Raw genomic sequence first — 25,796 nt, forward strand, 5'->3', positions numbered from 1 at the left:
TCGATTGTCGGGCAAAAAGGCTTGTTTGCGTTGCGTCACCTGGCAATGAAACAAGACATGTCTGTAATTTTTCTGACAGGGCTCTCTGATTTAGAGGGCATATCTGCTTTTTTCGATTAATTACTCTAAAAACCGCTTTTCAACGCCGATTTAATTCCTATTCTATGGGCAAGACCGGATACAAGCCTTCGTGCCGGCGGGGCACACGACGCTGCTCGAAGAGGCAGGGCGATGTGAGGTTCAGCAGTTTCTTGACTCAATAGAGAAGGACATCGTCCATGGCAAAAATACAGAGCATCACCGAAATGTTGGGCATCTTCCCTTGCTTGGGCGGCGGGCGCAGAAGACGCCGCCTCAATTCCGAAGAATTGAAACTTGTGGAGCGTTATCGAGAACTATCGGAAAGCGACCGGATTGCCATGCGCTATCTGGTGGATGCGATGCGGAGTGTTTCGCGATTCTAAGGGGGAGGGGAGAAGGGGGCCGGCCGAGAAGCCTGCCCCTTTTTCATTTGCGTAACGCTCGAAACATGCCCTTCTGAGTGGCGAGCAACATCTCGAAGCACACTCGCAGGTCGGGGTCGGGCACTTTCGAACTAGGCTGAGGGCCTTAGATCCGGATAACCCTTGTTTGGAGACGGAACATGAACACCCGTGGATTGCTCGATCAACTGCTCAAGTCCGGGCAGGAAATGCTGCAGAACAAGACTGGTGGCGCTTCCAACAAGTCGGCTGCCAGCGGACTGGGCGGTTTGCTCGGTGGCTCGTCTGGCTCCAGCGGCCTCGGCGGCCTGCTGTCCGGCGCGGGCGGCGGCGCATTGGCCGCGGGCGCGATGGGCCTGCTGCTCGGCAACAAAAAAGTCCGCAAGGTCGGCGGCAAAGTCGCCATCTACGGCGGCCTCGCCGCGCTGGGCGTACTGGCTTACAAGGCCTACGGCAACTACAACGCCCAAAAAGGCAGCGCACCCCAACGCGAACCACAAACCCTCGACCGCCTGCCACCCGCGCAAGTCGAAGAACACAGCCAGGCGATCCTCAAAGCCCTGGTCGCCGCCGCCAAGGCCGACGGCCACATCGACGAGCGCGAACGCGAACTGATCGAAGGCGAATTCACCAAACTCGACAACGACCAGGAGCTGCAACACTGGCTCCACGCCGAACTCAACAAACCCCTCGACCCCACCGACGTCGCCCGCGCGGCCAGCACGCCGGAAATGGCGGCGGAGATGTACATCGCCAGTGTGATGCTGGTGGATGAGGAGAATTTTATGGAGAAGAGCTATCTGGATGAACTGGCACGGCAGTTGAAATTGGAGCCGGGGTTGAAGGTGGAGTTGGAGAGGCAGGTGCGGTTGGCGGGGGCGGATAGCGTGTAATCGTAGTGGCGATCGCCGGGCATCAGCAGGCGGTTGCCCTTTTACGTTAGCTAGACTTCATGCGTTTCAGTCGTTCTCGTAACGGCGTTGAATCGATCTTTGTCCCGATGGCGGACATTGCTCTTGCGGCTGGCTCTGTACATACTTTTGGTACTATCCGCGTAATAGAGCTGGCAAATAGATCACTAGCAATCGGTGATTAGAGCACTGACTTCGTCGCCAGATCGGTGTTATTCAGCAGTCGACCGTTGAGGTCTGAGTCGGCGGGCCTGCCGACGAGCAAGTTTCCTTCTGCTAGAAGTATTTGAATGGGTATGTGTCTCCCGTGATTATTATTGAATCTTTTTCTGTATATACGTTGTTGATGTTGTTGATAACCAGCTGTAGGTTGGTTGGGTTTTGAAAAAGATGATAGAAGAGTTCGAAGTAAAGATAATCTTCGATCAAACTTGCTGCTAGGTTTGGATGGGTGTTCAGAAGTTCATTGAAAGTCGGGTAATCAACTGTCGCAAGCTCGGGGATGTCCGCATAGCCTTGCACGGTATCGTCAATCCTGCATTCCGAAATAAACGTATCTGCAATAATTTCAAACTTTCTTGGAAAGTCGCCGGGTTTGATTTGCAGTATGTAGGGCTGAGTCTTGATCGTAACCGCCTCTCCGAATCTCAAGCTTCTATAAGATACGGTATTTGGATTGACTGCGTTGCCCGAGCACTTAAATATCATGGTTTTGCTTTCGCTGTTATAAGTTTGGTTGTCGAGATTTTTTTACCCGAAAGAAACTCCCTTGTACTACAGGTCTGAGGCTTTTCCCAAATTAATTGTATAGGCATAGGCATAGGCATAGGCATTAGGCAGCGACTGCGCACTGCTTTAGCGTAGTGGGTTGCTCTAACAAATTTTGTCATCGATTGGCAGCGCCGCTACACCCTATGGCTTAGCCAATGTCAGGTCCACTGCTTTCCCCATATACTCCTAATATGTGAAGCCTGCATCAGATTTGTTTAACTTTATGCAGCGTGTGATCTAAGATTTTGCCAAGGTCGCTCCACGTTTTGGCGGTGTCGGTGTATATCGGAGATTCCCAATCTCGATTTGCAATTAATGAAATTCTAAAGGCACCATTTTTGTCAAATTCAGGATACCATCCGATGTCTAATATTTGTTCGTTTGGGAATGCTGCCTGTAAGAGATCCTCTTTCAGGTTCTCTGAGATGAGTGCTATGTCGTAATCGATTAGGTTGGATAGTTCGTCGAAAATTACTTTTCCGCCGAGACGTATTATTTTTTTAAATTTCATGTTTTTTTTGCTTTTAATTGCGAGAGTAAGAAAAGGGGGGCTATATTCGGTTTGTATAAATAAGTCTGTCCTCTTTCACAGCGCTTTTACTCCTTGTCTCGGTCCTCTTGTGCTCGTTCTCATTTCTACTAAAGGCTGTAATGAAAAATGACGCATTTTCGTGGTTAAATACCATATTGTAAAAACTTTACTTTTAAGTCCTCAATAATCTTATCTAGTTCAGGGTTTCTGATATTGTCGTGATGGTTGTACCAATTGGTGATGCATGCGATCGCATCTCTGAATGGTAAAGTGACGTGATTATCCATGAACTCGAATGCAATACCTGTAGTTAAATAGGTGGGTATGTTTTCTCGGTCGGCATCGGTGCTGATGTATATACCAGACATCTCTATTCCGAATCCTTGTGAATGAAGAAGGCTATGGAGCGCTTTGAGTAGGAAGCTGGAGTGGTTGCTTGAAGAGGACTCTAAGAGATCTAACAAGCAATTGTGAATTATGTTTTCTTGAGAGCTGCTAATATTTATATTCATAGTTATTTCATTGTTGGGTGGAAGTGGGTGACTGTGGTCAAAGTTTCATCAAGATAGATTCTGAAGGTTATTCCGTCATAAGAAGCACTGTAAGCTCGGTTGCCACCGGATCGGGCTTAGTGGTAGTCCTTGGCGGCCGCTTCTCTGCCTGTGTTGAACATTTTATCTGTAGAAATTATAGATGGATCGTACATAGTTTTGGGCTGCCAACCTCTTTTATGCCGACTGCTTGGCCTGTACGATCCAACGAGTCTCGTCCGTAAGTTATTTCAGATAGCCCGGGAATTTTTGGGTGTTGAGTTTCTGAAAGTAACGGTTCTCGGCGCTTTCCATGCTCAGTTGCGGCTGACGTCGACTCCACGAAAGTTGCCATTGGCATCTTAGCTGTAGCGACATTGAGAAGAACCTTTGTCATGCACCAAAGAATGACGGTTTTCTACTTGCGCACTAAAATACTAGGTGCGCTTTTTATGCTCTATTCAGCGTTCATAATTTTTCTATAGCTTTCAAATGCCTCGATGCATCTTTCATCTTCGTTGACCAGTTTTTCATAAAAGCTGTCGTCATCAGCCCATTCGCAAAAAACGAGCTGTGTTTTGATTTTTTTGTTATATGTGTGTTGTGACTTAAGGACCCAGTGAGACGAGATTTTTCTTTCAGTGATTTCAAAAAAATCTAATGCGAAAGGTTTAGGGTATTCATCATATGACTCTGAGCATATATAAACCCAAGGGTAATTGTCCCAGAGCTCTATACCGTAAACTATATATTCTTTTCCAATTTCTATATCTAGTTCACTGTCGCCGACAGAGATATAGCGCTTCAGTCTTGCTGCAGTGTCTAGCGTAAACCTTTCGTCTATTCTATTTGTTATGCATTTGACTTTCATTTGATTTCAAAATACCCGGATGGTACGGATGGGGCGTTATCCTAAAGTTTTATGTCGTCGATACTATGTTTTGTGGCTGGTCAATGACCGATGGGGACAGATTTATTTCATTAGAAAATAAATCTGTCCCCATCGGTCGTCTCCATCTGTCCTGTCCCCATTTGTTCTATGGTTTCCGTGTATAAATTATGTCAGCTTGGGGTTTTGAAGCTCTAAACTGCTCCGTCATTGTGGTAGGCTTTGATATTAGTTATGAATATTGCGCTAGCACTGCAGGCAAAGTTGCATAGCGTGTTGATCGTTGTCTTTATCTCGTAATTGTTGTTGTGTTTTTTTATTTCTAGCTCTAGCGGTCCGTAGAAGCTGAAATTTATAATCTCCACCGTTGTTACACCGTTGATGATTAGGTCAAATGTGTATTCGTTATATCCGTTTTTCATCCATTTCTCTGGATAGCTGTTGCCTGTGAGATGGCTGAATAGCTTTAAGGTTATTGCGTTGTCGCTAAATATGGCATGAGAGATACTAAGGTTTGTTGGTGTATAACCATTTCCGAAGATGGCTAGCCATTGTTTCTTGTCTGAAATGAAATCTGTCCACATTTTAGTTACTCGAAAACATAATGGGTGGAGACACTTTTTAGGTGGAAGGTCCTGTTGCGGTCTGCATTTCCGGTTTCGGGGTCATACTCTCTTACATTGAAATGCGGTTTATGCGAAGCATGGTCGCTTGGGAAATCTTCATGCCCATACGAGTGTTCCTGAATTACCACGCGCTCATTGTCAATATTTTTATAATGATATTCCCTTGTATAAACAATATTGCCATCTGCATCGAGAACATTTTGCTTTCCTACTCCATGTTCACCTATTTTTGTAAGGGCAACATGGTTGACTTCCATTGGTTCAGCTGACGTGGGTATTCTCGCATCACGTTTTGCGTCTTGAAATGCAGCTCTGCGCGAACCATAGAATTTGTCTTTTCTCGTAAATTTTGTTTGGCCTGGGCACCCGTTCAGCCCCAACGGATCCACCCACCCCGTAGGGTTAGGCACGTACTGGTAGCTGTTCAACCCACCCGCAAGCTTGATCGGGTCCGGCGTCAAGAACCGCCCAGTGCTCGGATTATAGTAGCGGTGGCGGTTGTAATGTAACCCTGTCTCGGCGTCGAAATACTGCCCTTAAAAACGCAGCGGATTATCGATTTCGCTGACATCAAGCGCTGCGAGGTTGTCGTAGGCGCGGGACTTCACCGACTACATTATTCGATGTTGTAGTCGATAAGTTCCTGCGGCGTGCTAGGTAGCCAAGCTCGTTGTGGAACGACGTAGCTTTAATTGGCTTTCGCCGTCGAGTATGAGGATTAGAAGTAAAAAAACATACCTGTATCGTATTTCATCGCCATTTCGTTGAGATGTATGATCTTCCTTAGTGTGTCGGAATTTGTAGTGGCAAATAATTTTTGAAATATCTTGAGAGCTGATTCTAACTCGGTTTGTCCTTGGATGCTTTCGTCTTCATATTCATCGATGAGTTTGCTCAGCGTCGAGTTTATTTCCTCAAGTACCCCCGTTTTTGAAAGGGCTAGAAATTCTTCTTCTGAGACTGATAGCTCTTCTAAGTCGCCGGGTATGCATTCATCCAAGTCCAAGCGATGCATTGCATCTCTAGATAAGGGTACTGAAATTGTTTTCATTTTTTATGGTTCCTTGTTGAAGTGCGTGACTTCGTTATATTCGCTTTGTGTTCTTCCGGCTTGCTTACCGTTTGGAAGCGTTTTATTGCTCGGAATAATTCCTTCAAGGTTTAAATACTTACGCTTTCCAGGCAAGGAAGGATCATAAATTCTGAAATAATTTCCGTTCATGTCTTCAACCACTTCTATCCCGTTTTGGGGGTTTTTATATATTCTTTTGCCCTTGTCCGTAGTGCTGACGATTGGATTGCTTCCAGCGAATTTTTCAACGGCACTGTTTAAGTTTGCTTTAGGCCAATTCGCGGAATATAGAGCCGCGCGGGCAGCTCCCCCTGTTTCGGGCGCTTTTTGGTCGCCTTCATCTACTTTTGGTTTTATAGCGGAATCATCAGCGCCGATGCTAGGCGTACAGTTTTCGCCTCCAGGACAAGTATTCAACCCTAAAGGATCCACCCACCCCGTAGGGTTAGGCACGTACTGGTAGCTGTTCAACCCACCCGCAAGCTTGATCGGATCCGGCGTCAAGAACCGGCCAGTCCCCGGATTGTAGTAGCGGTGGCGGTTGTAATGTAACCCTGTCTCGGCGTCGAAATACTGACCCTGAAAACGCAGCGGATTATCGATTTCGCTCACATCCAGCGCCGCGAGGTTGCCGTAGGCCTGGTACTTCGCTGACCACATGATCTCGCCGCTGTAGTCGGTGAGTTCCTGCGGTGTGCCGAGGTGGTCGAGTTGATAGTAGAACGGGGCCGCTTTTAGCGGGCCTTCGCCTTCGAGCATTGCCAACGGGCGGAAGGTGCCCGGTTCGTAGATGTAGCTGCGGTAACGGTTTTCGGCGCTTTCGGCGATCAGACGTTCGCCTTGCCAGAGGAATTCAGTGGTGTGGCCGTCGACGGTTTTCTCGATGCGGCGGCCGAAGGTGTCGTATTTGTAGCTTGCGGTGCTGCCACCCGGCAGGCTGACGCCGATCAGGCGGTGTTGGCAGTCGTAGCGGTATTCGGTGACGAGCTTTTGGCCGGTTCCGCGACGCTCGCGGATCAAGTTGCCGTAGGCGTCGTAATCGTAATGGCGGTCGCCTTGCATCAGCAAGCGGTTGCCTTTGACGTTTGCGAGGTTCGCAACGGGCAGGTCATTTTGTCCGAGGAGGTTGCCCGCCGGGTCGTGAGCGAAGCTCTCTGGCATGGCGCCGCGTACGCTGATCAATCGGTCGAGTGGATCGTAGTGATAGCTGCGGTTGCCTTTGCGGCTGTCGTCGATGCCGGCGAGGTTGCCATTGGCGTCGTATTGGTAGCGGCGCTGGAACAGGTGTATGTCCCGCTGGCTGACGCTGTGTGCTTGAAGTCGGCCCTGTTCGTCGTATTGGTACTGGCTGAGCAGCAAGCCTTGTTGGCGCTGTTGTTCGCGACCGGCGTTGAACTGATGGCTGGTCAGGCGTGAGCCGTTGAGGTCGATGCTGCTGAGTTGCCCGCCAGGCTGGTGACGATAATCGAGTTTGCTTCCATCGGGCAATCGGCAGTGCTTGAGCTGGCCGACGCTGTCGTATTCGTAGCGCAGAGTGCCCCAGCCCTGGTGTTCTTCGATGAGTCGGTCTTGCAGGTCGTATTTATAGGCGAGCGGCCAGTGGCCGTCGTCGACGTTAACGAGGCGACCAAGCGCGTCGTAGCTGTAATGAATCTCTTCGCCATCGGGCAGCGTCTTGACCAGCAAACGGCCAGCGGCATCCCGCTGATATTCGGTGGTCAGTTCGCTACCGTCATCGCCGAACTCGGTTTTCTTGAGCAGTTGGCCGTTCAGGTCGTACTCGTACGCGGTGCGTCGGCCGTCGAAGCCGGTTTCCTGCTGGATCAGGCCGTTGGCGTAGTATTCGAGGTGGTAGTGCTCGCCGCGCTCGTTTTCAATTTCAGTGAGCAGCAGGCGCGAGTTGTCGTAGCGATAGCGCAGTTGGCTGCCGTCGGGATTGATGCGGCGGCTGACGAGGTGCAGATTATCGGCGTATTCGTAGCGGGTGATGCGGCCGAGCTCGTCGCGCTCGGCGGTGACACGGCCATACGGATTGTAGGTAAAAGCACGGGTGGTGCCGCCGGGCAAAGTGACCTGATTCAGGCGGCCGACCGCGTCCCATTGATATTGTGTGATCGCGCCAGTTTCATCCTGACGAATGGTTTGCCGCCCAAGTGCATCGTAGCGGTATTTTCGTTTGCCACCGTCTGGCAGTTGCTCCTCTAACAATTCGCCGAGATTGTTCCAGGTTAGTTTATGGCGGCTGCCATCTGACTGCCGAATTTCCAGCAGGCGACCACGGCTGTCGTAGGAGTAATGTGTAGTGTTCCCATTAGGATCAATCTGTTGAGTGATATCCCCTTGTTTATTTCGGGTATATTTCCAGATCGAATCGCCTCGACGAACCTCAGACAGAAATCCAAAGGAGTAATCGTAGAGAGTGGGTGTATCCTCAGGAGGAATGAGCGCTTCCATTCGGCCCGCGTCATTGTATTGGTATTCGGTGACTGCACCCATCGGGTCTTTTTCGGCAATCAATCGCCCTTTGTCGTCATAAACGTTGATGTGTTCAGCACCATCTGGCTCGATCTTACTTATGAGCCTTGCATGATCATCATGAGTGTAGACTTCCTCACTCCCGTCAACATTAGTGACGGTAACGCTTCCGTCGTCATCCCAAGAATAGCGGGCATCCATTTGAGTAAAATTTGCCCAGTGATGAATGCATCGAGCGGATTTACCTTCCTTTTCCCATTCCCAAAAGAAGCTTGCCCCGCCCGCAAGTTGTCGCTCCTGAATCACGTTCAGATGGTCGTAGCTATATAGTTCACTTTCACCAGCGGCATTTTTTACTTCTATAAGGCGATTGCGTTCGTCGTATTTGTAGGTGACAAGTGTCTGAATGGTAATCCAAGCGTCTTCCAGATTGTCTGCAGGAGTGAATTGTTGAATATCCACAGACACGATATGTTGTCGATCATATCTTAATAGCAGGCCTCGTCCTGCTCCGTTATCTACCCGTTTGATTCTTCCGTGAATATCCCTGCCAATATGCAGCCGATTGTGATACCGGTCAGTTATTGCGATAAGGGTTGCGCCCATGTTGTCGTACTTAAAATGATAGAACAGTGGGCGCTCCCCGGCCTGGGTGAGAATTAGTTCAGAGGGATCATCACCTAAAAAAATGGCAGCTTTGGCTAGGCTGTTGGTAATAGCTGGTCGTTGACTGCTAGGGTGCGGAAAATGAGTAACACGGTTTTCATGATCCGTCCAAACTATCCCATCTTGATTAACCTGGAGTCTTTGCGCCAAAGCATGACTCCATCCGTAGCCAAGCCCACAATCCACCTCTACTGAACTGGTACGGTATAGGCGGGTCCATGCGAATGGAAGGGTTCCGTTTAACTGTCCGTCAGTAAGAGTTAGAAGCTCTTCTCCGGTAACCATTGATACAGGGCATCCGTTAACACAAGTGTCTTGGGTGCATGCAACAGCTTTGTCATCATGGTTCGTCGATTGTTTTGATTTGTCGTCAACGTGTTCGGTACTCGCTACCTTCGCGTGATCTTGTCGATCCCAACCAAGTCTCACCTTGCCTTTGGCAAACGTTCCAGCAGCAGCTCTCGTAGCAAGTTTTTTGTAACCCTCGATTGCTTCCATGAATTTTTTGAGGATGCTGAATATTGATCTTACGAACCCAGAAACAGCTTCGACGACTTTGCTGCCATAATTGATAAGGCGGACGCCCAGGTATGCAATCCCCGAGCCCTCCGCTGCAAAAGTTAAGACTATCGCCAACAGTATATCGATCAGGACTGTTACAATAGCGCTGGACAGCTGCTCAGCTGTTTTTCCTGAAATCAAGCTCGGAGGAAGCTGTGCTAACCAGATTCCCGACGCCTTGAGAACTAGGAATAGTGCGGCTTGGTCGCTAGCTAACAACATCAGCTTTTCCATTGCAGCTGGTGTTTCTTTGGCCAGCTTTAGGAGATCTTGCGCGCTGTCTCCTAATTCTTCCGCGAATTTTTTTGGATCTTTCAGTATCTCGAATATACGTTTAATTCCGTCAAACGCTGACTTTATTGCCTCCCAGCTGCCTATGATCATTCCCTTTTGCTGGGCAATGTAAGAGGAAGTGAATGTCTCGTTTGGCCAGAGTGGTCTATATTTACTCCATTCGGAATTCAGCCACCGGTTCAGGTGCTCAGTTAAACTTTCATAAGAATTAAACAATTCGTTCAGCTGATTTTTCGTGACTGAGCTTTGTACGCGGACGTAGTACTTTTTCCTGGTATACCCTTGTAAACGCCTTTGCCTTCAGCGTCGAGCGTGATTGAGGTTGACGGACCACCTTCCTTTGGAGTGACCTCAACCGTTATGTTGCCTACGGGAATGTCGTTTACGGAAACAAACTTACTTTCAATTAACAGTCTTCCGTCTTTAGGGCACTGTGCGACCGTGGATTCAAATTCATTATCCTTTACGCTGACGGTAGCATTTGCGCTGCCAAGCTTTATGGTTCTGCTCAATCCAAAGAAAGCTGGTTTATCGAAGAATTGGGGTCCTGCGTCTAGCCATTCGGCATATTTGCTTTCGGTCAGTTTGCGATAATCATTCAAACTGTCGGGGAAGGCAGAGAGTTGTGTGTCAACAAAGGCAACGCGATCCATCAGCCTTGCTCCAGAATCAGGTGGTTTATCAATGCTTCTTTAAGATTTTGCGGCGCATCCGGGCGGCGCACGAAGCGGGTGATTTTCAGCTTCAGATTGTTCTCGGGCCATGCGGTGTAGAGGTCCGGGCGGTCTTCTTCCAGCCACTGCATCAGGTTGCTGACCAGCGTCGCCGGATTGTCCTTGCTCAACCCTTCCAACAACCCCTTCGGCACCTCCCACCACGGCCAGTCCCGCACCTTCGGCACAACTCGCGTGCCCACTTCCAGCGCCTGCCCATTGATCAGATACCGCTCAAACACCGGCAGCACTTCTCCAGCCTTCTCCCCAAGCCCCCGCAGAATCGGATAAATATGCCGGCCATCCCAAAACCGGAAAAACACCTCGGTGCCATCCGGCATTTTCACCTGCGTCAGGCTGCGCAGATGTTCGAACACTTCGTTTGGCTCTGAGCGCGATACGGCCAGCCAGCCCCAGTCGAGGGCGTCGGTTTCGGCGATCCATGGCAGGAAGGCGGAGTTGGCTTTGAGTTCGGTGAGGTAGGGCATCACCGGTTGCCAGGTGGAGTAGGGCGTGCCGCCCCAGATCGGGATGAGCTGGGCGGTGGGTTCGGTGAGGTACAGGGTTTTCAGGGCGTCGGCATCGCTGGCCGCGCTGACGACCAGATACAAGCGCTCGCCGCTTTGCAGCGGCTGTTGCGCCAGCCAGTCTTTGGGGGTGATTCGTTCAGATGGCACAGGCACCTGCCTTGCATTTTTCGCATTCTTCGCAGAACGGCGCGTTACGTTTGAGGGTGTTGATCTGCGCCGGGGTCAGGACTTGGCCAGCCTTGTCGGCATCCGCCTGTTTCAGCACGCCGGGCATCAACGGCGCGGCGCCCGTGCCAACGCCCGGGCTGCCGCCGGAGTTCATGTTGATCACCGGCCCGCTCATGGTCACGCCACCAGCATCAATCTTGATAAAGCTGCCGCCGCCGACCAAGGTCAGCTCTGCACCAGCTTCCATCACCACTTTCATGCCGCTGCTCAGGTGGATTTCCTGGCCTGCGTCGATGAACTGGCCGGTGCCGATCTTGATGTGCTGATTCACGCCGACGGTGAGGTGGTCGTTGGCGCGGGTTTCGACTTTGCGGTCGGCGTAGACGGTGTGGTGTTCTTCGGCCTTGAATTCGCTGTAGCTGTTTTGCTCGACGGTGTCGTGGCGTTCGTTGCCGACGCGGATTTTCTGGTCGTGCTCGATGTTTTCGTCCCAGTCGCGCTGGGCGTGCAGGTAGATTTGTTCCTGGCCTTTTTTGTCTTCGATGCGCAGTTCGTTGTAGCCTCCACCACCCATCGAACTCAGGGTCTTGAAGGTGCTGCGGGTCTTGTTCGCCGGCAGTGGATAGGGGACGGTGTTTTCCTTGTGGTACAGGCAGCCGCTGATCAGCGGTTGATCGGGGTCGCCTTCAAGGAACGTGACGAGGACTTCCATGCCAATGCGCGGGATGGCGATGCCGCCGTACTGGGCGCCGGCCCAGGCGCTGGAGACGCGCAGCCAGCAGCTGGTCTTGTCGTCGGCCTGACCCTCGCGATCCCAGTGAAACTGGACTTTGACCCGGCCGTATTCGTCGCAGTGGATTTCTTCGCCTTTCGGGCCGGTGACTACTGCGCTCTGGCTGCCGAGGATGCGCGGTTTCGGGTGGCGCAGCGGCGGGCGGTTGGGTACGTCCCATGGCGTGGCCTGGAAGCGGTTGCGGTAGCCCTGGTGGAAATCGTCTTTGAGTGCGGTGGTGTCACTGATCACCGACTCCTCGAGCACTTGCGGCTGCTTGCCTTCATGCAGGACTTCGGTGAGCAGCCAGAGGTCGTTCCACTTGGCTTTCGGGTGTTCGGTCAAGGCGAGGAAATGGCCGCTGACCAGCAGTGGCTGATCACTCTTGCCTTCGGCGAGCTGGAAGTCGCTGCGGTGGCGTTCGAGGGCGCGTTTGGCCAAATGTTTGCCGCGCTCGCGGTCGATGAAGCGGCCCGGGTAATCGTAGTCTTCGAGGTCGGGCAGGGCGTCGCCACGGTTTTCGCTTTCCAGGGTCAGGCGCGGTTTTTCGAAGTCGTAGTCGCGGCGGGTGGTGCGGCTGGTGCGGGTTTCCAGGCGCAGGTCGAAGCGCTTGATCACCGGGTTGCTGGCGACCATGCCGGAGTCTTGCTGATAGGGCACAGGTGCCAGTTTCGGGAATACCGTTTGGTCGTCGCCGAACACCAGCTTGTGCGCGTTGGCGCTGTGCTGGAAGTGGAAGTGAATGCCTTCTTCCTCGCACAGGCGCTGGATGAAGTGCAGATCCGACTCGTCGTATTGCACGCAGTAGATGCGTTCGGGATAGATCGAGCCGGTCTTGAATTCGTAGGCGTTGCCTTGAATACCGTGCTCTTCCAGCACTTGGCCGATGATTTTCGGCACGCTGAGGTTCTGGAAGATGCGCTGGTTGATGCGGTGCGCCAGGTACGCCAGTTGTGGGCGCAGCGTCACCGAATATCGGGTCAGACGCTTGCCGGAATCGCCTTGCGCGGCGCGGTAGATCTGGCCATGGATGCCGCTGCCGTCGGGCGACAGCTGCAGGAAGGCCGGTTTGTGCAGCAGGGTTTCGAGGTCCAGCGACGGCTGCTCACTGACCAGCTCCACCTCAAAGACAAAAGGCTGGCTGATGGCTTCCCGGCCGGTGAGGGTAAACACCTGAAAGTCGGCGGAAAGCCCTTCGATGGTCAGGGCAAAGTGGGTTTCATTGGCCGGCGCGAACATCCCTTGTTCCTCGTGCTGTACAGCGGCGCTCGTCGACGGCCGCAAAAAAGCGGCTCAACGTACGCGAAATTCTGGAGGGGCGTAAACAACATCGACCAGCAGAGCTGGCCGATGCGTGTAACGGTCAGCCGTAATTAAACGACTGGAGCACGCCAGTCATCGGAACCCGAAGTACCGGATACTTCGTGGGTCCAGGTGATTTTGCGGTAGGTGAACTGCACTTCTTCCAGGTGGGTGAAGTGCGCGTTGCCTGGATCCTGGCAGTTGTGCATTTTGTTGTTGATGGCGACGATGATCGCGTCTTCCAGTTTGGTGGTGTAGTAGTGCTCTTGGGTGCCTTGGGCCGAAGTGCGGTACCACTGGATAACGATTTCGCTCATGCGCTCGCCGGAAGTCAGAGCTGCTTGCAGCAGTGGCGAAGCCTTGTCGTAGACCTTGGTGATCACAACTGGCTTGTGTACGCGCTGACCGGTTGGCTGACCGGATTGCGGGTCACGCGGGATGATCACGTCGTGGGTGAAAGCCTGAACCATAACCTGGTCTTCGTGGCCTTCCTGGTAGGTGTTGCCAACGGAGTCGGCGGTGAAAGCGCCGGCAGTGATCAGGCCTTGTTTTTCGCCGGTAACCGACATGTACGCTGGTGTTGCCATGGGGTGCTCTCCTTGCGGATAAAGTTAGGGTGCCCGGAGGCGAAATCGCCCGGTGGGTGGCTGAGAGTTATCAAGGAGCGTGCCAGGTTTTGCGCGGTGCCCGGATGGCGGGGGGCGCCACGGTAGTCGGTGATCATTCGGGGCGATTTTCAGCGGGAAAGTCGGGAGAAAGTGCGCAAGAAGTTGCGCAGTACTGCGCAACTTCTTGCGCACTTGGCTGCAGGGCTTGCGCCGCTTGAGCTGCAGAGGATTTAGGCCCTGGAATATTACGACCTACTGCGCAACTTCTTGCGCAGTTGGGGATTTGCCGGGATCGCGGTGTTGCCTTCGCGAGCAGGCTCGCTCCCACAAGGACAGTACTGCCAGCGAAAGCGTCTTATAAATGAAACACCGCCCTCGGCTATACTCCCCGCATTTCGATCAGGCACGAGGATTCACTGTGAAGAACTGGACGTTGCGCCAACGCATTTTGGCGAGCTTTGCGGTGATTATCGCCATCATGCTGTTGATGGTGGTGCTGTCCTACTCGCGGTTGTTGAAAATCGAGGCCAGTGAAAACAGCGTGCGCGACGATGCCATCCCCGGCGTCTATTACAGCTCGATGATTCGCGGCGCTTGGGTCGACAGTTATTTGCAGACCCAGGAGCTGCTCGGCCTCAAGGAAGGCCAGGGCGTTTCCAGCGAAGACGAAGCGGACTACAAGGCGTTCGAGGCGCGTCTGCAAGAGCAGATGGCCAACTATCGCAAGACCATGGCCACGGATGAAGACCGTTCCGAATTCGCCCTGTTCGAGAAGTACCACGATACCTACATGCAGATTCAGGATGCCGTGCTGGACCTGCACAAGCGCAATCTGGAAGCCGATGCCATCAAGCTGTTCAACGAGAAACTGACCCCGGCGTGGTACACCGGGCGCATGAAACTCAACGACATCATTGGCGAGAACAAAGTCGTCGCTGATACCGCCATGGCCAATATCGACGACGCGGTGGCAACGGCCAAAGTCAGCATGGTCATTTCCCTGCTGGTTGCGGTGCTGGCCGCCGGCCTCTGCGGTCTGCTGTTGATGCGCGCGATCATGGCGCCGATGAACCGCATCGTGACCATCCTCGACATCATGCGCACCGGTGATCTGAGCTCGCGCCTGAACCTCGATCGCAAGGACGAATTCGGCGCGGTCGAAACCGGCTTCAACGACATGATGACCGAGCTGACGTCGCTGGTGTCCCAGGCCCAGCGCTCCTCGGTGCAGGTGACCACCTCGGTGACCGAGATCGCCGCCACTTCCAAGCAGCAACAGGCCACCGCCACCGAAACCGCAGCGACCACCACCGAAATCGGCGCAACCTCCCGTGAGATCGCCGCGACTTCGCGGGATCTGGTGCGCACCATGACCGAAGTGTCCACCGCTGCCGATCAGGCCTCGGTGCTCGCCGGCTCCGGCCAGCAAGGCCTGGCGCGCATGGAAGACACCATGCACTCGGTCATGGGCGCGGCGGATCTGGTCAACGCCAAACTGGCGATCCTCAACGAGAAGGCCGGCAACATCAATCAGGTGGTGGTGACCATCGTCAAAGTGGCTGACCAGACCAACCTGCTGTCGCTCAACGCAGCGATCGAAGCCGAGAAGGCCGGCGAGTACGGTCGCGGTTTTGCCGTGGTCGCCACCGAAGTCCGGCGTCTGGCCGATCAGACCGCCGTGGCCACCTACGACATCGAACAGATGGTTCGCGAGATCCAGTCGGCGGTGTCGGCCGGGGTGATGGGCATGGACAAGTTTTCCGAAGAAGTGCGCCGCGGCATGTCGGAAGTGCAGCAGGTCGGCGAGCAGCTGTCGCAGATCATCCATCAGGTGCAGGCGCTGGCGCCGCGCGTGCTGATGGTCAACGAAGGCATGCAGGCCCAGGCCACTGGCGCCGAGCAGATCAACCATGCGCTGGTGCAGTTGGGCGATGCCAGCAGCCAGACCGTCGAATCGCTGCGTCAGGCCAGTTTCGCTATCGACGAACTGAGCCAGGTGGCCGTCGGCCTGCGCAGCGGCGTTTCGCGATTCAAAGTCTGATGAGCGAAATCATCGCCAAACGTGGCGCCGCGCCAGTGGCGAAGCAGGCGCTGTTTCTGCTGTTTCGCATCGGCAACGAGCGCTATGCCCTGCGCGCCACGGAAGTGGCCGAAGTGCTGCCGCGCCTGCCGTTGAAGCCGATTGCCCGGGCGCCGCACTGGGTGGCCGGGGTGTTCGCCTATCGCGGGGCGGTGGTGCCGGTGATCGACCTCAGTGCGCTGACTTTTGGCCAGCCCGCCGAGGCGCGCACCAGCACGCGGCTGGTGCTGGTCAATTATCAGCCGGATCAATCGCAAGCAGCGCAATGGCTCGGGCTGATTCTCGAGCAGGCCACCGACACGCTGCGCTGTCATCCGCAAGATTTCCAGCCTTACGGCCTCGACAACCGTGAGGCGCCGTACCTCGGCCCGGTGCGCGAAGATGCGCAGGGATTGCTGCAATGGGTGCGGGTCAATGACTTGCTCGATGACGCCGTGCGCAGCTTGCTGTTCCCCGATCCGCCGCGTGATCCGGCGCAGCTTGAGGCGCAGCCATGAGCAGTGAGCAGCGCTTTTTCGATTTCCTCAAGGAACGCATCGGCCTTGATGTCGCGTCGGTGGGCGCGGCGATCATCGAGCGTGCCGTGCGCCAGCGCACGACCCTGTCCCAGGCCGCCCACGCCGACGAATATTGGCAGCTGTTGCAAGGCTCGCGGGACGAGCAGCAGGCGCTGATCGAAGCGGTGATCGTTCCGGAAACGTGGTTTTTCCGTTATCCGGAATCTTTCGCGACGCTGGGCAAACTGGCGCGAGGTCGGCTTAAAGAACTCAATAATATGCGCGCGCTGCGAATTCTGAGCCTGCCGTGCTCGACCGGCGAAGAACCCTACTCGATTGCCATGGCCTTGCTTGATGCCGGATTGCAGCCGCATCAATTCAAGGTCGACGGCATGGACATCAGCCCGTTGTCGGTGGACAAGGCGCGCCGCGCTGTTTACGGCAAGAACTCGTTTCGCGGGCAGGATCTGCAGTTTCGCGATCGGCATTTCATGCCTGAGCAGGACGGCCACCGGGTCAACGAATACGTTCGCGAACAAGTGCGCTGGCAGGTCGGCAATGTCCTCGATCCGACGCTGTTGGCGAGCGAGCCAGCCTTCGATTTCGTGTTCTGCCGCAACCTGCTGATCTATTTCGACCAGCCGACGCAAAAGCAGGTGTTCGAAGTGCTCAAGCGCCTGACCCACGTCGACGGCGTGCTGTTTATCGGCCCGGCGGAGGGCAGTCTGCTCGGGCGCTTGGGCATGCGCTCGATCGGCATCCCGCAGTCGTTCGCTTTCAGCCGCCATAGCGAGCCGCACCCCGAACCGCTGCCGACGCCCAAACCGGTCGCCGTGCCGATCAGCCAACCACTGCGCAGCGCGCCGCCGCCAGCGCCAGTGCGCAATCGGCCGTTCGCTGCCGTGACGGCTTTGCCGGTGACGAAAAAACTGCCGACCCGGACGCCGCAACGCTGTTGGCGCAGATTGCTGCACTGGCCAACGAAGGCAAAAGCGCCGAGGCCCGTGCCGCGTGCGAACACTATCTGCGCAGCCATGAACCCGTGGCGCAGGTGTTCTATTGGCTGGGCCTGCTCAGCGATGTCGCCGGGTTGAGCCTCGAAGCCCAGGGGTATTACCGCAAAGCGTTGTACCTCGAACCGCAACACCCCGAAGCGCTGATGCACCTGGCCGTATTGCTGCAGGCTCAGGGCGATACGGCGGGTGCCCGACGATTGCAGGAGCGCGCCGCCCGCAGCGGGCGCACCGCCGACAGTGAGCGTAAACGATGAGCGCGTCCGACACCTTGAACGTTACCCACGAAGACGCCCGCGCCATCGACGATTGCTGGAACCGCATCGGCATTCATGGCGACAAGTCCTGCCCGTTGCTGGAAGAGCACATTCATTGCCGCAACTGCTCGGTGTATTCCGCCGCCGCCACACGCCTGCTCGACCGTTATTCGTTGCAGCAGAACCAGCGCGAAGCAGTGGTCAGCAAAGTCGAAACCGACGTCAAGACCCGCTCGCTGCTGATGTTCCGCCTCGGCGAGGAATGGCTCGGACTGGCCACGCGCACGCTTGTCGAAGTTGCGCCGTTGCAGGCGATACATTCGCTGCCGCACCAGCGCTCGCGGGCCTTGCTCGGTGTGGCCAATGTCCGTGGCGCACTGGTCGCGTGCCTGTCGCTGGTGGAGCTGCTCGACCTCGGCGCCAGCGTTGCGCCGGCCAGCGGCGGACGCGTCATGCCGCGCATGCTGATCATCGCCGCGCACGGCGGGCCGGTGGTGGTGCCGGTGGATGAGGTGGACGGCATCCATGCCATCGACGAGCGCATCCTCGACGCCGCGTCGCAGTCCGGTGCGCAGAACAGTGCCAAGTACACCCGTGGCGTTCTGCAATATCGCGGTCGCAGCCTGCGCTGGCTGGATGAAGAACAGCTGTTGTCCGCCGTGACCCGGAGCCTGACATGACCCCCGAGCAAATGCGCGACGCCTCTCTGCTCGAGCTGTTCAGTCTCGAAGCCGAAGCCCAGACCCAAGTGCTCAGCGCCGGGCTGTTGGCGCTGGAGCGCAATCCGACCCAGGCCGATCAGCTGGAGTCGTGCATGCGTGCGGCGCACTCGCTCAAAGGTGCGGCGCGCATTGTTGGCATCGACAGCGGCGTCAGCGTCGCCCACGTCATGGAGGATTGCCTGGTCAGTGCGCAGGAAGGCCGTTTGTTGCTGCGTCCCGAACACATCGACGCGTTGTTGCAGGGCACCGACCTGCTGATGCGCATCGCCACGCCGGCCAATGCGCCGCAACCCACGGACATTGAAGCCTACGTCGCGTTGATGGGGCGTCTGCTCGATCCTTCGGCGCCAGCCGCTGTGGTTGCCACGCCGCCAATGGCCGAGTTGCAGATCGAGCCCGCGCCAACGGCGACAGCGCCGATCATGGACGAGCCCGCCGAACCGACCCCGCGCAAAAACAAACGCACCACCGAAGGCGGCGAGCGCGTTTTGCGCGTCACTGCCGAACGCCTGAACAGCCTGCTCGATCTGTCGAGCAAATCGCTGGTGGAAACCCAGCGTCTCAAGCCGCATCTGGCCACCATGCAGCGTCTCAAGCGCATGCAGAACAATGGCCTGCGCGCACTGGAAAATCTCAATGTGCACCTGAAGGACCACGCACTGAGCCTGGAAGCGCTCGAGTCACTGGAAGATGCGCGGCGCTTGCTCGCCGAGTCGCAGCAATTGCTCAGCGAGAAAAACGCCGAACTCGACGAATTCGCCTGGCAGGCCAGCCAGCGTGCACAAGTGCTCTATGACACCGCGCTGGCCTGTCGCATGCGTCCGTTCGCCGACGTGTTGAGCGGGCAGGCGCGCATGGTTCGCGATCTCGGTCGCAGCCTCGGCAAACAAGTGCGCCTGGAGATCGAAGGTGAGAAAACCCAGGTCGATCGCGACGTGCTGGAAAAGCTTGAAGCACCGCTGACTCATCTGCTGCGCAACGCCGTCGATCACGGCATCGAAACCCCGGAACAACGCTTGCTCAAGGGCAAGCCCGAAGAAGGCCTGATTCGCCTGCGCGCCTCCCACCAAGCCGGTTTGCTGGTGCTGGAACTCAGCGATGACGGCGGTGGCGTCGATCTGGAGAAAGTCCGCCGCAGCATCGTCGAACGGCAGTTATCCCCAGCCGAAACCGCAGCGCAATTGAGCGAAGAAGAACTGCTGACCTTCCTGTTTCTGCCGGGATTCAGCCTGCGCGACAAGGTTACCGAAGTGTCCGGGCGTGGCGTCGGCCTGGACGCTGTTCAGCATATGGTCCGCCAATTGCGTGGGGCCGTGGTGCTGGAGCAGACGGCGGGCGAGGGCAGCCGTTTCCATCTGGAGGTGCCGTTGACGCTTTCGGTGGTACGCAGCCTCGTGGTGGAAGTCGGCGAAGAGGCTTACGCATTCCCCTTGGCGCACATCGAACGCATGTGCGATCTGGCCCCCGAAGACATCGTGCAGGTCGAAGGACGCCAGCATTTCTGGCACGAAGGCCAGCATGTCGGGCTGGTTGCGGCCAGCCAGTTGCTCAATCGCCCGGCCAGTCAGAACGATGGCGCTACCCTGAAAGTCGTGGTGATCCGCGAGCGCGAGGCGATTTATGGGGTGGCTGTCGAGCGCTTCGTGGGTGAGCGCACGCTGGTGGTGTTGCCGCTGGACGAGCGTCTGGGCAAGGTTCAGGATATTTCCGCCGGGGCCTTGCTCGATGATGGTTCGGTGGTGCTGATCGTCGATGTCGAAGACATGCTGCGTTCGGTAGACAAGCTGCTCAACACCGGGCGTCTGGAGCGCATTGCCCGCCACGGCAATCAAGCTGCCGAAGTGGCGCGCAAGCGGGTGCTGGTGGTCGACGATTCGCTGACCGTGCGCGAGCTGCAACGCAAACTGCTGCTCAATCGCGGCTATGACGTCGCGGTGGCGGTGGACGGCATGGATGGCTGGAATGCGCTGCGTTCGGAGAACTTCGATCTGCTGATCACCGACATCGACATGCCACGCATGGACGGCATCGAGCTGGTTACGCTGCTGCGCCGCGACAACCGTTTGCAATCGTTGCCGGTGATGGTCGTGTCGTACAAGGATCGCGAAGAAGACCGCCGCCGTGGACTGGACGCCGGCGCCGACTATTATCTGGCCAAAGCCAGTTTTCATGACGACGCCCTGCTCGATGCAGTGGTCGAGCTCATCGGGGGAGCGCGGGCATGAGGATCGCAATCGTCAATGACATGCCCCTGGCGGTGGAGGCCCTGCGCCGAGCGCTGGCCTTCGAGCCGGCGCATCAGGTGATCTGGGTCGCCAGCAACGGCGCCGAGGCGGTGCAACGCTGCGCCGAGTGCACGCCAGACCTGATTCTGATGGACCTGATCATGCCGATCATGGACGGTGTCGAAGCCACGCGGCGGATCATGGCCGAGACCCCATGCGCGATCGTCATCGTCACCGTCGACCGCCAGCAGAACGTGCACCGCGTGTTCGAGGCCATGGGCCACGGCGCGCTGGACGTGGTCGACACGCCGGCGATCGGCGCCGGCAATGCCCAGGAAGCGGCGGCGCCGTTGTTGCGCAAGATCCTCAACATCGGCTGGCTGATCGGCGACAAGGCGCCACGTTCGCGCCCGGCGCCGAGTTCGCCGCGCAGTTCGCCGTCACGTCAGCGGCTGGTGGCGATCGGTTCGTCTGCCGGTGGGCCGGCGGCGCTGGAAGTGTTGCTCAAAGGCCTGCCGAAGGATTTTTCCGCCGCGATCGTGCTGGTGCAGCATGTCGATCAGGTGTTCGCCGCCGGCATGGCCGAATGGCTGGCCAGCGCCAGCGGCCTCGATGTGCGTCTGGCCCGTGAAGGCGAGCCGCCGCAAAGTGGCGCGGTGCTGCTGGCCGGGACCAATCACCATATTCGCCTGTTGAAAAACGGCACGCTGGCCTACACCGCCGAACCGGTCAACGAGATCTATCGCCCCTCGATCGACGTGTTTTTCGAGAGCGTTGCCAGTTACTGGAACGGTGACGCGGTCGGGGTTTTATTGACCGGGATGGGGCGCGATGGCGCGCAAGGGCTTAAGCTCATGCGCCAGCAGGGTTATTTGACCATTGCGCAGGATCAGCACAGCAGTGCGGTGTACGGCATGCCCAAGGCTGCCGCGGCGATCGATGCCGCGGTGGAAATCCGTCCGCTGGAAAAGATAGCGCCACGATTGCTGGAGATTTTCCCCAAATGAACAGGTTGATCGGCAATCCAGGCCCCCGCAGTACTCAGGTGACCGCTCATGAATGATTTACAGATCGACGACATTAAAACCGACGAAAACGCCGCCATGGTGTTGTTGGTGGATGATCAGGCGATGATCGGCGAAGCGGTGCGCCGTGGGCTGTCGAATCAGGAAAACATCGACTTCCACTTCTGCTCCGACCCGCAGCAGGCCATCGCCCAGGCGGTGCGGATCAAACCGACGGTGATTCTCCAGGACCTGGTGATGCCCGGCCTCGATGGCCTGAGCCTGGTGCGCGAATACCGCAATCATCCGGCGACCAAGGACATCCCGATCATCGTTCTCTCGACCAAGGAAGACCCGCTGATCAAAAGCGCGGCGTTCTCCGCTGGCGCCAACGACTATCTTGTGAAACTGCCGGACACCATCGAACTGGTCGCGCGCATTCGCTACCACTCGCGGTCCTACATGACATTGCTGCAACGCGACGCCGCGTACCGAGCGTTGCGGGTCAGCCAGCAGCAATTGCTCGACACCAATCTGGTGCTGCAACGGCTGATGAACTCCGATGGCCTGACCGGGCTGTCCAACCGACGGCACTTCGACGAGTACCTGGAACTGGAGTGGCGCCGTTCGCTGCGTGATCAGACGCAGCTGTCATTGCTGATGATCGACGTCGATTACTTCAAGTCGTACAACGACAGTTTTGGCCACGTTGAAGGCGACGAAGCCTTGCGCAAGGTCGCCACGGCGATCCGCGAGGCCAGTGCGCGACCGTCGGACCTGCCGGCGCGTTACGGCGGCGAGGAGTTTGTGCTGGTGCTGCCGAACACTTCGCCGGGCGGCGCGCGGCTGTTGGCCGAGAAACTGCGCCAGACCGTGGCGGCGCTGAAAATTCCGCATAACACGCCGGCCGAGGGCTCCAGTCTGACCATCAGCATTGGTCTGGCGACCATGGTGCCGCAGGCGGGCAGTGATTGCCGGCTGCTGATTTCGGCGGCGGATCGCGGCTTGTATCTGGCCAAGAACAATGGGCGCAATCAGGTCGGGATCGAGTAACGGCCGTTGCCCTCACCCCAGCCCTCTCCCGGAGGGAGAGGGGGCCGACCGAGGTGTCTCGGGCCAGACATCGACCTGAGAGATCGCAGCGATTATGGATCTTCAGGCTTGGCGATCACGGATTCGGTGAAGCCATTCTATTCTGCGTATGTTTCAAATATCCCCCGATCGGTCCCCTCTCCCTCCGGGAGAGGGTTAGGGTGAGGGCAGCAATCTCGGCCCATTCACCGCCAGACGGGCTGCCGCGACAGCCTGTTTACGTTATACTCGCCGGCTTTCAAAAGTTCGCCAACGAGTGCTGCCCGTCATGGAAATCAACCCGATCCTGAACACCATCAAGGACCTGTCCGAGCGCTCCGAAACTATTCGGGGGTATCTTTGACTACGATCAAAAGCATGAGCGTCTGACCGAGGTCAATCGCGAGCTTGAAGATCCGAGTGTCTGGAACAAACCTGAATACGCCCAGGAGCTGGGCCGCGAGCGTGCCGCGCTGGCGCAGATCGTCGACACGCTCGACGAACTGAACGGCGGTCTGGCCGATTGCCGCGACCTGCTGGACATGGCCGTCGAAGAGAACGACGAAGGCGCAGTGGGCGATGTCGTCGCCGAGCTGGCCCGTCTCGAGGAAAATCTGGCCAAGCTGGAATTCCGCCGCATGTTCAGCCATGAAATGGACCCGAACAACGCCTACCTGGACATCCAGGCCGGTTCCGGCGGTACTGAAGCGCAGGACTGGGCCAACATCCTGCTGCGCATGTACCTGCGCTGGGCTGACAAACGCGGTTTCGACGCAACCATCATGGAACTGTCCGCCGGTGAAGTCGCCGGGATCAAGGGCGCGACCGTGCACATCAAGGGCGAATACGCCTTTGGCTGGCTGCGTACCGAGATCGGCGTGCACCGTCTGGTGCGCAAGAGCCCGTTCGACTCCGGCAACCGTCGCCATACCTCGTTCTCCGCTGTTTTCGTCTCGCCAGAGATCGATGACAAGGTGGAAATCGAAATCAACCCGGCAGACCTGCGGATCGACACCTATCGTTCCTCCGGTGCCGGTGGTCAGCACGTAAACACCACCGACTCGGCCGTACGTATCACCCACGTACCGACCAACACCGTGGTCAGCTGCCAGAACGAACGTTCCCAGCACGCCAACAAGGACACCGCCATGAAAATGCTGCGGGCCAAGTTGTACGAGCAGGAAATGCAGAAGCGCAATGCGGCCTCGCAGGCGCTGGAAGACACCAAGTCCGATATCGGCTGGGGTCACCAGATCCGCTCTTACGTGCTCGATGCCTCGCGGATCAAGGATCTGCGTACCAACATCGAACGCAGCGATTGCGACAAGGTGCTCGATGGCGACATCGATGAGTACCTGGAAGCGAGCCTGAAATCCGGCCTGTAACACCCTCTGTGGGAGCGGGCTCGCCCGCGATCCCCAGCCGAAGGCTGGGGGCAACGAACCTGATGGAATACTTAAAGACATGAGCGACCTACAACTCGACCCGCAAGCCCTGCAACAGGAAGAAAACTCCCTGATCGCCCTGCGCAAGGAAAAGCTTGCTGCCGAGCGCGCCAAGGGCAATGCCTTCCCGAACGACTTCCGCCGCGACAACTACTGCGATGCCTTGCAGAAACAGTACGCGGACAAGACCAAGGAAGAGCTGGCAGAGGCTGCAATCCCGGTCAAGGTTGCCGGTCGCATCATGCTCAACCGTGGCTCGTTCATGGTGATCCAGGACATGACCGGGCGCATCCAGGTCTACGTCAACCGCAAGACGCTGTCCGAAGAAACCCTGGCTGCGGTGAAAACCTGGGACATGGGCGACATCATTGCTGCCGAAGGCACCCTGGCGCGTTCCGGCAAGGGCGACCTGTACGTTGAAATGACCAACGTGCGTCTGCTGACCAAGTCGCTGCGTCCGCTGCCGGACAAGCACCACGGCCTGACCGACACCGAACAGCGCTACCGTCAGCGTTACGTCGACCTGATCGTCAACGAAGACGTGCGCCAGACCTTCCGCGTGCGTTCGCAAGTGATCGCGCACATCCGCAGCTTCCTGATGAAGCGCGACTTCCTCGAAGTCGAAACACCGATGCTGCAGACCATTCCCGGCGGCGCTGCGGCCAAGCCGTTCGAAACTCACCACAACGCGCTGGACATGGAAATGTTCCTGCGTATCGCGCCAGAGCTGTATCTGAAGCGTCTGGTGGTCGGTGGTTTCGAGAAAGTCTTCGAGATCAACCGTAACTTCCGTAACGAAGGCGTTTCGACTCGTCACAACCCTGAATTCACCATGTTGGAGTTCTATCAGGCGTACGCCGATTACGAAGACAACATGGACCTCACCGAGGAATTGTTCCGCGAGCTGGCGCAGCTGGTGCTGGGCAGCACCGACGTGCCGTACGGCGACAAGGTGTTCCACTTCGGCGAGCCGTTCGTGCGGCTGTCGGTGTTCGACTCGATCCTCAAGTACAACCCTGAGCTGACTGCCGATGATCTGAACGACATCGACAAGGCTCGCGCCATCGCCAAGAAGGCCGGCGCCAAGGTGCTGGGCTTCGAAGGTCTGGGCAAATTGCAGGTGATGATTTTCGAAGAGCTGGTCGAGCACAAGCTGGAGCAGCCGCACTTCATCACTCAGTACCCGTTCGAAGTGTCGCCGCTGGCCCGTCGCAATGACGAGAACCCGAACGTCACCGACCGCTTCGAGCTGTTCATCGGTGGTCGTGAAATCGCCAACGCCTACTCCGAGCTGAACGACGCCGAAGACCAGGCCGAGCGCTTCATGGCGCAGGTGGCCGACAAGGACGCCGGTGACGACGAAGCCATGCACTACGACGCCGACTTCGTCCGTGCGCTGGAGTACGGCATGCCGCCAACAGCCGGTGAAGGTATCGGCATCGATCGTCTGGTGATGTTGCTGACCAACTCGCCGTCGATCCGTGATGTGATCCTGTTCCCGCACATGCGACCGCAAGCGTAAACGTTTCAGTTGAAAAGCCGCCTAAAACAGGCGGCTTTTTATTGCCTGTCTGGTACAA

The 25,796-nt window shown here is 56.5% G+C and carries 18 protein-coding genes and 2 pseudogenes; 11 read left to right on the forward strand and 9 right to left on the reverse strand.

What is annotated here, in order from left to right; genetic code table 11:
• Positions 1-278: 278 nt before the first annotated feature.
• Together AB4O12_RS26665 and AB4O12_RS26670 are read left to right on the forward strand one after the other, a co-directional pair.
• The gene (locus AB4O12_RS26665) at positions 279-464 is read left to right on the forward strand and encodes a hypothetical protein (RefSeq protein WP_041478186.1); all 186 of its coding nucleotides are present in this window, start codon (positions 279-281) and stop codon (positions 462-464) included.
• A gap of 179 nt (positions 465-643) precedes the next feature.
• Positions 644-1,375: a tellurite resistance TerB family protein gene (locus tag AB4O12_RS26670; RefSeq protein WP_375123175.1), complete on the forward strand. Its 732-nt coding sequence runs from the start codon at positions 644-646 to the stop codon at positions 1,373-1,375.
• 994 nt (positions 1,376-2,369) lie between these two features.
• Here AB4O12_RS26670 and AB4O12_RS26675 read toward each other — a convergent pair.
• The 9 genes and pseudogenes from AB4O12_RS26675 to AB4O12_RS26715 form a co-directional block, all read right to left on the reverse strand.
• On the reverse strand, positions 2,370-2,675 hold the full coding sequence (locus tag AB4O12_RS26675; RefSeq protein WP_305382280.1) for a hypothetical protein: 306 nt from the start codon (positions 2,673-2,675) through the stop codon (positions 2,370-2,372).
• Between the two features lie 1,008 nt (positions 2,676-3,683).
• The gene (locus tag AB4O12_RS26680; RefSeq protein ID WP_305382281.1) at positions 3,684-4,097 is read right to left on the reverse strand and encodes a hypothetical protein; all 414 of its coding nucleotides are present in this window, start codon (positions 4,095-4,097) and stop codon (positions 3,684-3,686) included.
• 607 nt (positions 4,098-4,704) lie between these two features.
• A pseudogene (locus tag AB4O12_RS26685) lies at positions 4,705-5,437 on the reverse strand (RHS repeat-associated core domain-containing protein); the annotation flags it as partial.
• A 22-nt stretch (positions 5,438-5,459) separates the two neighbouring features.
• Positions 5,460-5,792, reverse strand: coding sequence for a hypothetical protein (locus tag AB4O12_RS26690; protein ID WP_039759068.1), 333 nt, complete (start codon positions 5,790-5,792; stop codon positions 5,460-5,462).
• 3 nt (positions 5,793-5,795) lie between these two features.
• On the reverse strand, positions 5,796-9,899 hold the full coding sequence (locus AB4O12_RS26695; RefSeq protein WP_460060004.1) for an RHS repeat-associated core domain-containing protein: 4,104 nt from the start codon (positions 9,897-9,899) through the stop codon (positions 5,796-5,798).
• Between the two features lie 131 nt (positions 9,900-10,030).
• Positions 10,031-10,462, reverse strand: a complete 432-nt coding sequence (locus AB4O12_RS26700; protein WP_460060005.1) for a hypothetical protein — start codon at positions 10,460-10,462, stop codon at positions 10,031-10,033.
• A complete protein-coding gene (locus AB4O12_RS26705; protein WP_323621863.1) occupies positions 10,462-11,199 on the reverse strand; it encodes a DUF4123 domain-containing protein in 738 nt (245 codons plus the stop codon). The genes AB4O12_RS26700 and AB4O12_RS26705 overlap by 1 nt, the downstream gene beginning before the upstream one ends.
• On the reverse strand, positions 11,189-13,231 hold the full coding sequence (locus tag AB4O12_RS26710; protein WP_460060006.1) for a type VI secretion system Vgr family protein: 2,043 nt from the start codon (positions 13,229-13,231) through the stop codon (positions 11,189-11,191). The genes AB4O12_RS26705 and AB4O12_RS26710 overlap by 11 nt, the downstream gene beginning before the upstream one ends.
• Positions 13,232-13,365: 134 nt before the next feature.
• Positions 13,366-13,881 carry an Hcp family type VI secretion system effector gene (locus AB4O12_RS26715; protein WP_007949952.1) on the reverse strand — a complete coding sequence of 172 codons (516 nt, stop codon included), beginning with the start codon at positions 13,879-13,881 and terminating at the stop codon, positions 13,366-13,368.
• A gap of 439 nt (positions 13,882-14,320) precedes the next feature.
• On the opposite strand from AB4O12_RS26715, the gene AB4O12_RS26720 reads away from it, so the two are divergent.
• The 9 genes and pseudogenes from AB4O12_RS26720 (at position 14,321) to lysS (ending at position 25,738) form a co-directional block, all read left to right on the forward strand.
• A complete protein-coding gene (locus AB4O12_RS26720) occupies positions 14,321-15,943 on the forward strand; it encodes a methyl-accepting chemotaxis protein (protein ID WP_460060008.1) in 1,623 nt (540 codons plus the stop codon).
• Entirely contained in the window at positions 15,943-16,479 is a 537-nt protein-coding gene (locus AB4O12_RS26725) for a chemotaxis protein CheW (protein ID WP_305382287.1), read from the forward strand. Before AB4O12_RS26720 ends, AB4O12_RS26725 begins: the two co-directional genes overlap by 1 nt.
• Positions 16,476-17,749 (forward strand): annotated as a pseudogene (locus tag AB4O12_RS26730) (CheR family methyltransferase). The gene AB4O12_RS26725 and the pseudogene AB4O12_RS26730 overlap by 4 nt, the downstream one beginning before the upstream one ends.
• Positions 17,746-18,429 (forward strand): chemotaxis protein CheW, encoded by a 684-nt coding sequence (locus AB4O12_RS26735; protein ID WP_236168080.1) that lies wholly within the window; start codon positions 17,746-17,748, stop codon positions 18,427-18,429. Before AB4O12_RS26730 ends, AB4O12_RS26735 begins: the two are co-directional and overlap by 4 nt.
• Positions 18,426-20,696 carry a response regulator gene (locus AB4O12_RS26740; protein WP_460060010.1) on the forward strand — a complete coding sequence of 757 codons (2,271 nt, stop codon included), beginning with the start codon at positions 18,426-18,428 and terminating at the stop codon, positions 20,694-20,696. Before AB4O12_RS26735 ends, AB4O12_RS26740 begins: the two co-directional genes overlap by 4 nt.
• Positions 20,693-21,703: a chemotaxis response regulator protein-glutamate methylesterase gene (cheB, locus tag AB4O12_RS26745; RefSeq protein WP_095180462.1), complete on the forward strand. Its 1,011-nt coding sequence runs from the start codon at positions 20,693-20,695 to the stop codon at positions 21,701-21,703. Before AB4O12_RS26740 ends, cheB begins: the two co-directional genes overlap by 4 nt.
• 48 nt (positions 21,704-21,751) lie before the next feature.
• Positions 21,752-22,753, forward strand: a complete 1,002-nt coding sequence (locus tag AB4O12_RS26750) for a response regulator (RefSeq protein ID WP_041478162.1) — start codon at positions 21,752-21,754, stop codon at positions 22,751-22,753.
• A gap of 307 nt (positions 22,754-23,060) precedes the next feature.
• Positions 23,061-24,156 (forward strand): peptide chain release factor 2 gene (gene prfB, locus AB4O12_RS26755; RefSeq protein ID WP_099758102.1). Its coding sequence is split into 2 segments (ribosomal slippage): positions 23,061-23,132 and positions 23,134-24,156, totalling 1,095 coding nucleotides; the frame shifts between segments, so codons are not numbered across the junction.
• A 79-nt stretch (positions 24,157-24,235) separates the two neighbouring features.
• The gene (lysS, locus tag AB4O12_RS26760) at positions 24,236-25,738 is read left to right on the forward strand and encodes a lysine--tRNA ligase (RefSeq protein WP_024011743.1); all 1,503 of its coding nucleotides are present in this window, start codon (positions 24,236-24,238) and stop codon (positions 25,736-25,738) included.
• The last annotated feature ends 58 nt before the right edge of the window (positions 25,739-25,796 follow it).

Source organism: Pseudomonas sp. S2_A05, assembly GCF_054668485.1.